The sequence below is a fragment of the Acetobacterium sp. K1/6 genome, assembly GCF_034438075.1.
Classification (GTDB): domain Bacteria; phylum Bacillota; class Clostridia; order Eubacteriales; family Eubacteriaceae; genus Acetobacterium; species Acetobacterium carbinolicum.
In genome coordinates, this window is record NZ_JAXQGA010000001.1 from 354,962 (window position 1) to 368,740 (window position 13,779).

Genomic DNA, 13,779 nt, shown 5'->3' on the forward strand with positions numbered 1-13,779 from the left:
AGCAATTGGCAGTGTCAAAAGTGTAAACCTTTACTTGACACCTTTGTATATTTGACACTTTTCAAACCTAATAATTTATTAAAAAAACACATTAACCCACCTAGTTTAACCATAGGTGGGTTGGTGTGTTTTTTTGGCACGATATTTGCGTTGACTATGGAATGACCACATTTTTTAATTGAAATTTGAAAGGCGGTGAAAATATGTGCATACCAAAAGAATTGAAATTCCTGGCGGTGGATGCATCCCAATGTATGGGGTGTCGAAACTGTGAATTAGCTTGTTCTTCCAGAAAAGCTGCACAGTATCAAGCTGAAGGAATTCTGGGAAATATCAGGATTGTTCCCAACATTTTCGTCGGCCAGAATGGCCTTACCAAAACACCCGCATACTGCCGACATTGCAGTGCGGCATTTTGCAAAGATCTTTGTCCTGCTCATGCCATTTCCCAAGAAAACGGTGTCATCATCCTGGACAAGGATAAGTGCCTGGGATGTGGGATCTGCGAACAGGTCTGCCCTTATGGTGTAATCACCCTGGGTAGTTTTAAAATCGGTGATAAAACAAAAACAATTGCCCACAAATGCGATCTATGCTTCGATCAGCAGTCAGTTGGCAAAGAACCGGCCTGTTATGCGGCTTGTCCAACCAAAGCTTTAGCGCTTGTTTAAAGAGTTGTTTCTACCAAGATTGTGTTGAAGATTGAAATGAAGGAGAAAAATTATGAATGATTGTTATAACTGTTCCGACCAGAGTCTGATTGAAAAAGCTGAAAGCGAAGAAATAGATTTAGTATGGCAACGATACGAAAAGATGAAACCCCTGTGTGGCTTTGGTGAACAAGGCATCTGCTGCCGGATTTGCATGAAAGGTCCCTGCCGGATCAACCCCTTTGGTAGAAAACGCAGTGTCGGTATCTGCGGCGCCTCAGCGGATACTATCGTTGCCAGAAACCTGGTCAGAATGATTGCTTCCGGTACATCAGCCCACTCGCTTCATGGCAAAGAAGTGGCCAAAACCCTGATGCATGTCGCCAGGGGCGAGACCGCTATCTATTCGGTCAAAGATGCGATCAAGCTGCGCAATATTGCTCATAAGTTAAACATCGAAACCGATGGCAATGATTTGATCCCCCTGGCTGGCGTTGTGGCGGCCAACAGCCTGATGGATTACAGTCGCATGGATGATGAAGAAATCTGTAACTGGCTTAAATACACGATTCCCGATGCCAGACTGGAAAAATTAAAAAAACTTGGCATCACCACCAGTAATATTGATGGCTCCATCAGTGATATCATGGCCCGAACTCATGTGGGAACCGATGCTGATGCGGTAAATATCTTGCTTGCCGGTCTCCGCTGTGCATTGGCCGATTATTCGGGGATGCAGGTTGCGACCAATCTTTCTGACGTTCTGTTCGGAACCCCGCAACCGGTGGTTAGCCAGGCCAGTCTGGGGGTCCTCCGAAAAGATGCTGTCAATATCGCCATCCATGGTCACAATCCCCTGTTGAGTGAAATCATCGTCGACGTTGCCTATAAAATGCAGGCGGAAGCTGTCGCAGCCGGCGCCACCTATGGCATCAATATTGTCGGCGTTTGCTGTACCGGCAATGAAGTTCTGCTCAGACACGGAATCCCCCTTGCCACAAATTATCTGTCCCAGGAACTGGCAATAATAACCGGTGCTTTAGATGCCATGATTGTTGATGTCCAATGTATAATGCCATCACTCGCCAAGGTATCTGCTTGCTATCATACCGAGCTCATTACAACCATGCCCGATGCTAAAATTGCCGGTGTAACCCATATTGAATTGGGCAGTGGCGACAGTTTGAAAAAGGCTGAATTGATTATCCGAAAAGCAATCGATGCCTATAAGAACAGAGATGATGATCGGCTTTCCATCCCGGCGGAAAAAAATAAGGTCATCGCCGGTTTCAGTGCCGAAGCCATTATTGATCTGCTGGGTTCAATCAACAGTGAAGATCCGCTAAGCCCGCTGATCGAAAATATTGTCAATGGCAAGATCAGAGGCATTGTCCTTTTTGCCGGATGCAACAATGTTAAAGTCAAACAGGATCATAATTTTGTTACCATGGCCCAGAAATTACTGAAGCATAATATTTTAATCTTGGCAACCGGCTGCGGTGCTGGGGCTTTTGCCAAAAATGCGCTGATGAATTCCGAAGCAACTGAAGATTACGCCGGTGACACTTTAAAAGAAGTTTTGACCTTTCTGGGCTTTGAAGCAGGTTTAAATGCCCCATTACCGCCAGTTTTACATATGGGATCCTGCGTTGATAATGTCAGAAGCATTGATCTGGCCGTGGCTATTGCCAACCGTTTAGGCGTCGACTTAAATCAATTGCCGTTGGTTGCCTCAGCTCCGGAGCTCATGAGTGAGAAAGCAATAGCTATCGGCTCCTGGGTGGTCACCCTGGGTATTCCTCTTCACGTTGGTCTGGCGCCCCCTGTTACTGGAAGCAGTCTGGTAACCAATGTGTTAACCTCAGAATTAAAAAATATCGTTGACGGTTACTTCATGGTTGAAGAAGATCCCGAAGAAGCGGCTGACAAAATCATCAGTATCATTGAAGAAAAAAGACTGGGTCTGAATCTGGACTCCAGTTTGGATTCCGCAAACAATATCGAGGTGCTTTCTTGAATATTTCTAAGGATGATTATAACAAAATTGATAGCTGTCCTGTATGTGGTCGTAAAATCAAGCCAATAAAAATGGACTATATCAAAAAAAGAATACCGGATATTTCTGAAGAAGAATTACAGTCCCTTAAAATCTGTAGCAGTTGTAAAAGAAAACAACAATAATCCAGGTAAAAAACGCACCCTATATCATTATAGAAGTTAAAAAATGCCGTGGCCTATCAGTTCATGATCAGGCCACGGATTTCCTCAATTTTATTCTGTTTTACCGGTTATCTAGAATTCTGCAGTTTACTTTTAGATTCATTTAAAATCCCAGCAGATCCAGCACCTTGTCATCGACATGGCGGTTCTTGCCAACAAAGGGATAATTATGAATATGCAGGGCCGGGTTGAAGTTCAGTTCGATGATGCTGTAATTGTTGTCAGTGGGGGGTTCTTGAATATCATGGATAATGATATCCGCGCCACAGATTTTGGCGCCCACCGCTTGCGCGGCTTTAACAGCAATGGCTTTGTACGCAGCGATGATCTCATCGGTAAAATCAAGGCTGTCACCGCCGGTACTGATATTGGAATTTTCCCGGAGATAGACGGTTTCGCCAGGGCCGGGAATGGTCTCGATCGATTTAGACTGCTCGCTGAGAAAGGCAATTTCAGTGTGGTCCAACCGCAGCTTCTCCAATGGTGTGACATAGCCCTTACCCCGCAGCGGATTCAGGTTTTTCTCAGCTACCAGTGCTTCGATGGTATGCACCCCATCGCCCACCACATTGGCCGGAACCCGATGAAGAATCCCCACTACCTCATCGCCGATAACCAGAAAGCGATACTCCTTGCCGGGTATGAATTCTTCAATCAGCACCGCGGTATCATGAGTGAAAGCCTGGATTACTGCCATCTGGTAGCAACTTTCACACTGGAGATTCTTATGAATCACAATCCCCAGCCCAAAGTTCGAGGATTTGGGCTTCACCACAATATCTTTGCCCCGAAATTCTTCATAATACACCATCGCTTCGGCTGCCGATTTGACCTTAATCCCGGCCGGCACGTTGATGCCCTTTTCACGCAACACCAGCTTGGTGACTTCTTTATTCTCCATAATCAGCGGTGCGATATAGGTGTCGGCTGATGTCCGGGTCGCCTGTTTGACATACTCTATTTTATCGCCTTTTTTAAGCCGGATAAAATTGTCTTCAAGATCCAGGATCTCAACCGCAATCCCTCTGCGCTCGGCCGCGTTAATCAGCATCGCCGTTGATAATTCCAGTTTTTTATCATTTTTTTCAAACATCACTCTTCTCCCTTTTTATCGCCGCAGCTCTGGCTATAAAGTCTTGATTCTTTATTATAGCAGTTTTAACTATTGATAACAGTCTGTTTTGAATAAAGTATCCAATTTTTGTTGACATTTTTGTAGCATCAGTATAGAATGAGCTTGTGAATTATTTAACTAAATAGAAAGATAGCTCCGAGCCTTGATTACCTAAAGCATTGCTATGGGATCAGGCCGATAGGGTGTAGATGGAAACGTTTGCGCCTCCACGTTGGGAAGGGGTTAATTCTTCAAATCACAAAGCAATATTCTGATTTATTTAGCATACTTGTTTTGATTTGGTATGCTTTATTCTATTTCAGTATGCTTATTTTGCTTCGGCTTGCTATGATTTGATTGCGTTAATTTAAGAAGACCAACTGGTCTTCTTTTTATTTTTGTTTTAATGATTCCGGGGGAAGTGGCTTCCCCGACTTGTTATGCACCATCAGATGAAAGGAGGTTTCAATTAATGGAATCAATCACATTAACATCAGACTCTTCCTAACCCAGTTATTCTATCCACGATTCAGATCATCGGAAATCATGAAAGAATAAAAAACTTTGGAGGAACTATGGAAACCAAAAAATATTTTGCACCATCGGAAATTGTTGACGTTGCCATTGGCGCAGGGATAAAAAAAGTCTCAACCCCCTATTTAAAAGAATTCATGCTGGCAATACTGGCCGGTGTTTTTATCGGCTTTGCATCAGAAGGTTCCAATATGGCCGCTTTCAATCTACTGGCAGATCCGGGGACTTATGGACTTGGCAAATGCCTTGCCGGAGCGATATTCGGTACCGGACTGATGCTGGTCATCATTGCCGGTGCTGAAATGTTCACCGGTCAGACCCTGATCACTGCCGCCGTGTTGGACAAAAAAGTCCGACTCTCTCAAATGCTAACTAATTGGGGACTGGTATGGATCGGAAACCTGGTCGGTGGCGTCTTTCTGGCCTACATGATGAGTCAGAGTGGGCTGTTCAACAGCGGTGACAGCCTGCTGGGTGCCATGACCATCAAAATTGCCGTCGGAAAAGTCACCATGCCGTTTATGTCAGCTTTCTTTTTAGGGCTTATGTGTAACTGGCTGGTCTGTTTAGCTGTCTGGATGTCCTTTGCCGCTAAAGACATTACCGGCAAGATTCTGGCCATCTTTTTTCCCATCTGGTTGTTTATCACCTCTGGTTTTGAACACAGTGTGGCTAATATGTATTACATTCCGGCCGGGATATTAGCTAAAGCCAATCCAAAATGGGTCGAAGTTGCCCTGGCCAATGGTGTCACCCAAGAAAAACTGGATGCACTCAATTGGACCTCCTTTTTTCTAAACAACGAACTACCAGTGACTCTGGGTAATATCGCCGGCGGTGCCCTTCTGGTGGCTGCATATTACTGGTTTATCTATAAATCAGACTTCGGCAAAAAAGATGATCTATAACTGATACCCGTCCATGAGACCGGATCCATCCGCTCAAAAAAGTCCGACAACTGAGTTGCTTCAGCTGTTTGGACTTTTTTATCGCAACTGCTTGCGAATACTAATCTGATCAACTCAGATATTATCGCAAAATGAGTTTTCTCTTGATAAATTTTACTTTCCACTAAAGCTCTTTTAACAGCATCATCAAGCGCTCACAGATATCGTCCAACTCGCGGATTTTATCGCCCAGCCGCTTTGAGGTATCTTCTTTGTCAGTAATGACCCGATTGACCAGCTCGCTGAGTTCCTGTTTCAATATCTGCGATTCCCGCTCCAGCACGCCCTTAAAATCCCGGACACTCTCGCGGATCTTGTACTGATAATTATAAATCATGTTATTGATATTGTGCTCCACGTCAGTCAACATTTTGTTCTGATACCGGGTGTATATCTTTTTATTGGCGTAACCCCGGGGCATCAGGTAAATCAGATCATTTATATCCACCAGAAAGGCCGCCGGTTTCTGATTAACCTTGACATAGAAATCATCCCGGGAGGACAGCGTATGGACGATGGTGTCAACCTGATAGTTAATCCCGAACAGTTCCGCCACCACCTTGCGCAAAAATTCCTTGAGATCATCAATCTTCTGATTAAGCAGCTCGGTCAGATGTTCGTATCCTAACGCAAGACTGGCTAGCCCCCGCTCGCTGAGGTCATTGAGCTGGGCCGATAACTGCTTTTCCAGCAGCGTCATCAACGCTTTTTCCAGTTCTTTCGGCTTCATCTCCCGATTCTTTTGATAAGTGGCTGCCATTGCCACAGTCAGAGTTTCCCGAATGCCGACGGAACCATCCTGTAACTCTGCTCGAATCTGCTCCAGTAACTCATCAATGTGGCGTAGCAGATAAAAGCTGGAATCCCGGGTAATCTGATCCAGATTGACCAGCTTTTCTTCCAGTTCGCTGCGTTTTTCCTCCAGGCTTTTAAGGGGCATGCCATAAGCCCGGCGGTAAAGCTCCAGATGGGAATGGGCCGCCCCCAGCACCTCGCGAAATTTGATCTGCACCGATTCGACAATGATCTGATCGGCCGAAACTGTAATGTCTGCCGCTATTTTTGCAAACAGCGTATCCATCCCCGCGTTGGTTTTGGCACTGATGGCAAACAGCTCAATGGTATCCACGGCCATAATCTCACAGAGAATCTCATGGCAATAAGCCAGATAGATTTCCAGATCATCCTCGCTGATGGTATCGATCTTATTAATCGCAAAATAGAATTTGGCAGTGTAATTTCTGGCCTCAACCAAAAATTCCCGCTCGATTTCGTTAATCGGACTATCCACCGAGAGCATAAAAATGATCGCGTCGCTATCCTTCATAATGGCATAGGCTTCATCGGTATTGTTCTGATGAATCGATCCCACCCCGGGAGTATCCACCAGGGTGATGCCGTCTTTGAGAAAATCATCGGGCAGAAAAAGATTGACAAAAGAAACCCCCTTCTGGTTGTTAGGGTTCTGCTGTTCGGCAATATACCCCACCAGCTGCTCCAGCGCCACCGTCTGACTCTCCCCGCTTTTAAAATGAACCTCAGCCAGCTCATTTCCATATTGGATGCGCGTCGCCACCGAGGTCACCGGAATGATCCCCACCGGCAGTACCGCTGCCTCCAATACCCCATTAATAAACGAAGTTTTACCCCGTTTGAACTGGCCAATCACAGAAATGACCAGCTCCCGGTTGGCAATTTTTGTTTTTAGATTTTCGATTTTTCTGATGTCTTCTTCACTAACCCCTGTTCTCTGGAGTAAAGCTGTTACAGTATCAATCGTTGTCATCATATTTTTTTTGCTCATCCACAATTCCTCTCTTCATCGGATCTTTTGACTGCAGCTGGTATTCATTTTAATGTTTTTTGCACAAATCAAAAAAGCCGATGCTCCTGTATAATTAACAGAAGTCATCAGCGTGTCAGCATTTTGGCCAAAGCCAGGGCGAACTTCATCACCTGTTTAATTAGTTTAATCGATTCAGTCGAAAAATTCAATCGCTAATTGTCATATTTGTCCAAATATGATGGCAATTATTCATATTTTAATTTTGATTTCGATTTCATTCCACCTTTTGTTGACACGATTATTGCTCCATGATAACATTATTTCATACAAGGTGATGGAGTTCACCTGAATTGCGTACCAGCTGATGACTCCTGCAGGATTATAATGCTGCAGGTTTTTTTATTGTCTGAAATTACCCGCCCTTACAAAAACTGATAAATAAAACCCTTCGTGTCAAACTATTTGTTCACTTGAGTCAGGAGGACTATCATGAAAAAATATTACTTTATCGCCGCTGGCGGCGCTGTTGGCGCCCTGTTGCGGTTCGAGCTCAAAAACGCCCCCACTCTTTTTCAATCGGCGGATCAGCTGATCAATCTGGCCCTGACGATTTTGGTCATCAACCTGATTGGCTGCCTGATATTGGGGATGCTCAATGCCGTTTTCTCAAAAACTGAACGAATCAGCACCGATGTCAAGCTGGGCTTAACCGCTGGATTGGTGGGCGCCTTTACCACCTATTCAACCTTCTGCAAAGAGAGTCTGAATATTCTCGATGCCGGCTACCTGCGTTTTTTCTGTTACTATGTGGCGGCCTCCATTATCCTGGGGGTCGGTGCTGTTTACCTGGGCCATCTGATCGGCCATCATATTTTACATCCGGTAGGCCTGAATCTGGTAACCCGATTCAGCATTGATACCAATTAAGGAAAACAACTCATGGAAACTTTATGCGTCATTGTCGGCGGTGCTTTAGGCAGCACCACCCGTTATTACCTGGGCAAACGTTTTGCCTCCCGGCACCAGCACATTCCGGTCGGGACCTTTATCATTAACGTGTCCGGTGCCTTTCTTCTCGGTGTCGTCACCGGTTTTGATATCTCAGCCCTGCTTTATGGTTTATTTGCCGAAGGCTTTCTGGGGGCTTACACCACCTTTTCCACCTTTATGTTTGAGGACTTTGTGCTGCTCCAGAATAACCGGATCCTCAGTGCTGTTGTCTATGTGCTGGCCACACTGGTCTTGAGTTTTCTGGCTTTTTATGGCGGATTCGTAATTTCTTCTGCTTTTAGCAGTTAGCTAAAAAATTTAACATAAAAAAACACATCAATGCCCTTAACTGGCGATGATGTGTTTTTTTATTAGCAAAATAATCGATTCCAGCGCTAAACCTTGACCACATTGCGCTGCTCACCTTTCAGGTAACAGGCCAGATTATCAACGGCAATGTCCATCAGCCGCTGCCGGCTTTCCCGGGGCGCCCAGGAAATATGCGGCGTGATAATGATGTTTTTGGCCTGGAGCAACGGGTTGGTCAGTTTGATCGGTTCGGTGGATACCACATCGACCGCGGCGCCGCCGACCTTACCACTGTTGAGGGCATCGCGAAGATCTTCTTCAACAATCAGCTGGCCCCGGGAATTATTGATAATCAGGACCCCATCCTTCATCTTAGCAATATTTTTGGCATTGATGATCCCCCGGGTTTCGGCAAACAATGGGCAGTGGAGAACGATCACATCGGCGGCTGCTAACAATTCGTCCTGGGTTACATATTGGCAGTTTTCCGATTCCAGCTCCGGATATTTATTGATGTCATTAGCCAGTACCTTCATCCCCAGGGCCTGGGCAATGTGACCGGTGCGCTGGCCGATTTTTCCAAAACCAATGATCCCCATGGTTTTTCCGCTGAGTTCAATCAGCGGATAATTCCAGAAGCACCAGTCCGGGTTATTGGTCCAGTCACCGGCCAGCACCGCCCCGGAATGATCGCCAACCCGATGACACAGTTCCATCAGTAGCGCGATGGCAAACTGCGACACCGCATAGGTACCATAGGTGGGAATATTGGTCACGGTAATACCCTGTCCACTGGCGGCTGCCACATCCACCACGTTATAGCCGGTGGCCAGCACCCCAATATATTTAATCTGTTGGCAGATGGCCAGGGTTTCTTTGATGATCGGGGTTTTATTGGTCAAAATTATTTCCGCATCGCCAATCCGCTGGCAAACCTCGGCTTCCGTGGTCCGCTCATAAACCGTTAACGCCCCCAATTTTTCCAGACTTTCCCAGCTGAGATCGCCGGGATTTAATGTATATCCGTCTAAAACGACTATCTTCATTTCGGTCACCTGTTTTCTGTACGATTTTGTATGCACTCTTTTGTCACTTTCTCTTTTACTCCGGCAGCACATCCGGCGGCGGCGCCTTGATCAGAATCAGCTCCATAGTCTCCGGGTTGAAGTTATTGAGATTCATTTTGGTATTTACGGGTATTTTTAAAACCGTCCCCGCCGGATAGGCATAATAATCCTGGTCATCCAGTTGTAGCGAGACAATCCCCCGCACCACTGTCATATACACCACCGCATTGGTATAGTGCTCGGGGAATCCGTCACTCTGATTAATAATCACATGCATATAATGAAGGTTTTCATCGAGAATCACCTTTTCAACCACCTTGTCATCTCCGCCTGTCAGTTTATAAATCTGCTCAACCATTGTCTTTCTCCTTTTCTGTTTACTTCAGCCATCATTCAAATGATACGATGTTAGTTATATACCCGCGTGTCACCGTTTTAAAAGATTGAAACCAGTATTATTTAGCTTTGATCAAGGGGTTTTTTAGCCGATCATGTTGTTTAATAGCCATTTAAAATGGAGAACTTAAATTTAATCACTCAATGGTTGATTTTATCAACCATAATCAACTGCAAATCCATTGTACTTTTTTATCAAAGGTTCTATAATCAGGGTGAGGTGATGAAATGAAAGAACTTAATATTGGTAAAATTATTGTCGCCAGGCGTCGTGAAAAGGGCCTGACCCAGGAAGATCTGGCTGCCTATATCAGGGTTTCCAAGGCCTCGGTTTCTAAATGGGAAACCGGCCAGAGCTACCCGGATATTACCTTGCTACCCCAGCTTAGCGCTTATTTTAATATCAGCATCGATGATCTGATGGGTTATTCCCCGCAGCTGACAGCGGCAGATATCAAAGCGCTCTATCATCGGCTGGCTGATGATTTTGCGACCAGACCGGTAGCTGAGGTGCTGGCCGAATGCGAAACGATCATCAAAAATACTACTCCTGTTTTCCGCTGTTGCTGCAGATGGCGGTGCTCCTGGCCAACCATCATATGCTGGCCGCCGATCCCGAAAGCGCCAAGACGATTCTGGATCAGGCCGTCACGCTGTGCCAGCGGATCAGAGCCGAAAGCGATGACCGGAACCTGACCCGGGATGCGATCGCAATTGAAGGCACCTGCTATCTGATGCTCAACCAGCCGGCACAGGTTATGGAACTGCTGGGTGAAACTGTCCGCCCCTTCCCCACCGATACCGAAATGCTGGCCCAGGCCTATCAGATGGCCGGTAACCCGGATAAAGCCAAACAGGTGCTACAGATCAGCAGCTACCAACATTTGCTGTTTCTGGTTTCGACGGCCTCCGCTTATCTGATGTTGAATGCCGGTGATCTTACCCGGGTCGAAACAATTCTGACCCGCACCCTGGGGGTGGCCGAGCTCTATGATCTGGATGCCCTCCACCCTAATACCATGGCGCAGGTTTATTACGCCGCCGCTCAGGTCTATGCCAGTCATCAGGATGCCGACACCGCCCTGGCCTATCTGGCTGACTATACTAAGGTCTGTGTTTCTGACTTTTTCCCCTATGCCCTTCACGGTGACGACTATTTTGACGCCATTCAGCCCTGGTTTGAAACATTTGACCTGGGAGTTGGCCCACCTCGCAGTGAAGAGGTCATTAAACAAAGCATGCTGGATGGCCTGGTGGCAAACCCCCAGTTTGACTTTATTAAAATGGATCGCCGCTTTCAGGATCTGATAAAACAATTGGAAGCACATTTAATTAACAAAGGAGACAATCAATGAAACGACTCGGAATATTTTTAGGATTAACTTTTTTTCTGACCTGGGCTCTGGAATTCGCTTTAATGGCCAATGGCGGGCTGGCCAGCAGCTATAGCATTTTTGTTCTATCAGCGGTAATGCTGATGCCGGCTATTTCAGTGGTGGCAACCCGGCTAATTACCAGAGAAGGGTTTAAAGATTTTGGGCTCAAGCCCCATCTGAGAGGTAATGTCCGCTATTATCTGATCGCCTGGTTTGGCCCGGCGCTGCTGATTGCATTGGGCGCACTGATCTATTTTCTGCTGTTCCCCAGTCAGTTTGACCCCACCATGAATCAGATGGCCAGCCTCTATGCGGCACAGGGTGTATCCCTGCCAGAAGGTACCCTATTTACCATCTTTATCGCCCAGCTGGCGTTGGGAATTTTTTTAAGCCCGCTACTGAACATCATCACTACCTCCGGTGAGGAAATCGGCTGGCGAGGTTATTTGCTGCCAAAACTGATGGAAATGTACAGTCCCCGGGTATCTATTGTTATTTCCGGTATCATCTGGGGTTTATGGCATGCACCCATTATTGCAATGGGTCATAATTATGGGACGGGCTATCCCACCGCTCCCTGGGGCGGTATTCTGGCGATGGTTGTCTTCTGTTTATTTGTCGGTTCTTTCTTCTCCTATCTGGCCATAAAAACCAAGAGCTTTCTCCCCGCTTCAATCGCCCATGGCTCCCTTAACGGTATGGCTGCAGTCTCTGTTTTTGTAACGGCGGGAACCCCCAGCCCCTTTATTGGACCACTACCTGTTGGCATTATCGGCGGTATAGGATTTATCCTAACTGGAGCCCTCTGTTTTATATCGATCGGGAGACAACAATCACAACGACAAGAGTAACCTCAGCGAAAACGTGTTCTCGATTTCTTTTAAATAATATTTTACTCGTATTTTACCGTTTATTTTATTATTGGCTGATACTTTCTTAAATAATACTTAACGATTTCCTTGCTGAATTTACGCTGACTAAACACACATTTTGAAGAACTAAGCCTTATTTAATATTCGAACTTTCCCTGAGATCAAGCTAAATACTGATTTTAAGTTGACATAATCATAGAGATTTGATATAATATACTCAATAAAGTTGTGAAGTATATACTTTGAGTAGTTTTTTTGGTGAGCTTATTTACGTGTTCTAAAACGTGGAAATATGTAAGCTAAGAGTTTAATAAATGAAATCTGTATCGAAAAACATTTTATGGAACTGGGGCTTGTGTAGGATCGTGAGGTCATACACTATACTATTGGGCAATTTTGCCATAAATGGTATATTGTGAGTTATTTTATAGCGAAGCTAGGGCACTCTAACTCTGTATTAACAGAGTTAGAGTGCCCTTTTTTTATATCAATTTATTGGCACACTTATACCAATTACGCCTAATCCATCTACTCAAGACATTCCGGGCTTTAGTAATCTGTTATTGGATGTACTAATCCCGTTGAATATAAATCAATACCAACTGGCTATAAAAATATCGAAAAGAACTTTGTTTTCGATTAGCCAAAACAAGGAGGAAGAAATGAAAAAGAAACAATTAATTATGATGACTGTCGGTGTTTTACTGACCTTAGTTCTCAGCGGATGTACCGGATCATCCGGTGATGAAACCACCTATTCAAAGATTATGGACAGTGGTGAAATGACTTTTGCCATGACTGGCGCCTATCCACCATTTAATTATATCGATGAGAATGGTGAACTGGCTGGATTTGATATCGAAATTGCTCATGCTCTCGCTGAAAAAATGGGCGTTACTGCTAAACCCATTACCGTGGAATGGGACGGCATCATTGGCGGACTTACCGGCAATCGTTTTGATATGATCATTGGTAGTATGGCTGTTACTGAAGACCGACTTAAAGAGGTTAGTTTTAGCGATCCGTACTACTATGATGGCGCTCAGTTTTTTGCCAAAGCAGGTTCTGGATTAAACAGCATTACTGAATTAGAAAATGGCAAGGTTGGAGTCGTTACTGGTACCACCTTCCATGAATATCTGGATGGGATGGAAAACATTGCTGAAATTCTTCAATTCCAAAGCGATGTCGATAATTTCAAAAGTGTCGATCAGGGTCGTTCTGATGGACTCGTTACCAGCAAGGTTGTTGGTGCTCGAGCCCCAATTGACTATGGGGTAGCAATTGAACCAGTTGGTGATTTACTTTATACCGAAAACATCGCCATTGCCATTCGTCAGGATGATACGGAGTTATTGAAAGCAGTTAATACTGCCCTGGCAGCCATTATTGAAGATGGCACCTATGCAGAAATTAGTAACCGCTGGTTCGGAATGAACATTCTTGAAAAATAAAAATTTTGTAGTCAGGCAGTCCGGAACTCTTCCGAGCTGCCTGAATTCCTTTAAACCCCAGTCC

At 45.2% G+C, this 13,779-nt stretch carries 12 protein-coding genes and 3 riboswitches; of the genes, 8 read left to right on the plus strand and 4 right to left on the minus strand.

Annotated elements, in window-relative coordinates; translation table 11 throughout:
• Positions 1-203: 203 nt before the first annotated feature.
• Positions 204-671, plus strand: a complete 468-nt coding sequence (locus tag U2P91_RS01640; RefSeq protein WP_303870245.1) for a 4Fe-4S dicluster domain-containing protein — start codon at positions 204-206, stop codon at positions 669-671.
• Positions 672-723: 52 nt separating this feature from the next.
• Positions 724-2,667, plus strand: a complete 1,944-nt coding sequence (gene cooS / locus U2P91_RS01645; RefSeq protein WP_322518903.1) for an anaerobic carbon-monoxide dehydrogenase catalytic subunit — start codon at positions 724-726, stop codon at positions 2,665-2,667.
• 306 nt (positions 2,668-2,973) lie between these two features.
• Here the strand turns inward: cooS and gshAB are convergent, their stop codons facing one another.
• Positions 2,974-3,963, minus strand: coding sequence for a bifunctional glutamate--cysteine ligase GshA/glutathione synthetase GshB (gene gshAB / locus U2P91_RS01650; RefSeq protein WP_322518904.1), 990 nt, complete (start codon positions 3,961-3,963; stop codon positions 2,974-2,976).
• A 163-nt stretch (positions 3,964-4,126) separates the two neighbouring features.
• Positions 4,127-4,243, plus strand: a riboswitch (molybdenum cofactor riboswitch).
• Positions 4,244-4,559: 316 nt separating this feature from the next.
• On the opposite strand from gshAB, the gene U2P91_RS01655 reads away from it, so the two are divergent.
• Positions 4,560-5,426, plus strand: a complete 867-nt coding sequence (locus U2P91_RS01655; RefSeq protein ID WP_322518905.1) for a formate/nitrite transporter family protein — start codon at positions 4,560-4,562, stop codon at positions 5,424-5,426.
• A gap of 163 nt (positions 5,427-5,589) precedes the next feature.
• Here U2P91_RS01655 and U2P91_RS01660 read toward each other — a convergent pair whose 3' ends face one another.
• The gene (locus U2P91_RS01660) at positions 5,590-7,269 is read right to left on the minus strand and encodes a dynamin family protein (RefSeq protein ID WP_322518906.1); all 1,680 of its coding nucleotides are present in this window, start codon (positions 7,267-7,269) and stop codon (positions 5,590-5,592) included.
• A gap of 91 nt (positions 7,270-7,360) precedes the next feature.
• Positions 7,361-7,431, minus strand: a riboswitch (Fluoride riboswitch).
• Between the two features lie 141 nt (positions 7,432-7,572).
• Positions 7,573-7,632: riboswitch (Fluoride riboswitch) on the plus strand.
• A gap of 108 nt (positions 7,633-7,740) precedes the next feature.
• Here U2P91_RS01660 and U2P91_RS01665 point away from each other — a divergent pair.
• Together U2P91_RS01665 and crcB are read left to right on the plus strand one after the other, a co-directional pair.
• Complete coding sequence (locus tag U2P91_RS01665) at positions 7,741-8,178, plus strand: fluoride efflux transporter FluC (protein ID WP_303868377.1); 438 nt, start codon at positions 7,741-7,743, stop codon at positions 8,176-8,178.
• A gap of 12 nt (positions 8,179-8,190) precedes the next feature.
• Positions 8,191-8,550, plus strand: coding sequence for a fluoride efflux transporter CrcB (gene crcB, locus U2P91_RS01670; protein ID WP_322518907.1), 360 nt, complete (start codon positions 8,191-8,193; stop codon positions 8,548-8,550).
• A gap of 86 nt (positions 8,551-8,636) precedes the next feature.
• Here crcB and U2P91_RS01675 read toward each other — a convergent pair whose 3' ends face one another.
• Positions 8,637-9,596, minus strand: coding sequence for a D-2-hydroxyacid dehydrogenase (locus U2P91_RS01675; protein WP_322518908.1), 960 nt, complete (start codon positions 9,594-9,596; stop codon positions 8,637-8,639).
• A 55-nt stretch (positions 9,597-9,651) separates the two neighbouring features.
• Entirely contained in the window at positions 9,652-9,975 is a 324-nt protein-coding gene (locus U2P91_RS01680) for a cupin domain-containing protein (RefSeq protein ID WP_322518909.1), read from the minus strand.
• A 266-nt stretch (positions 9,976-10,241) separates the two neighbouring features.
• On the opposite strand from U2P91_RS01680, the gene U2P91_RS01685 reads away from it, so the two are divergent.
• The 3 genes from U2P91_RS01685 to U2P91_RS01695 all read left to right on the plus strand — a co-directional run bounded on the left by U2P91_RS01685 (position 10,242) and on the right by U2P91_RS01695 (position 13,715).
• A complete protein-coding gene (locus tag U2P91_RS01685; protein WP_322518910.1) occupies positions 10,242-10,709 on the plus strand; it encodes a helix-turn-helix transcriptional regulator in 468 nt (155 codons plus the stop codon).
• 655 nt (positions 10,710-11,364) lie between these two features.
• Positions 11,365-12,240: a type II CAAX endopeptidase family protein gene (locus U2P91_RS01690; protein WP_322518911.1), complete on the plus strand. Its 876-nt coding sequence runs from the start codon at positions 11,365-11,367 to the stop codon at positions 12,238-12,240.
• A gap of 683 nt (positions 12,241-12,923) precedes the next feature.
• Entirely contained in the window at positions 12,924-13,715 is a 792-nt protein-coding gene (locus tag U2P91_RS01695; RefSeq protein WP_322518912.1) for a transporter substrate-binding domain-containing protein, read from the plus strand.
• Positions 13,716-13,779 lie beyond the last annotated feature (64 nt).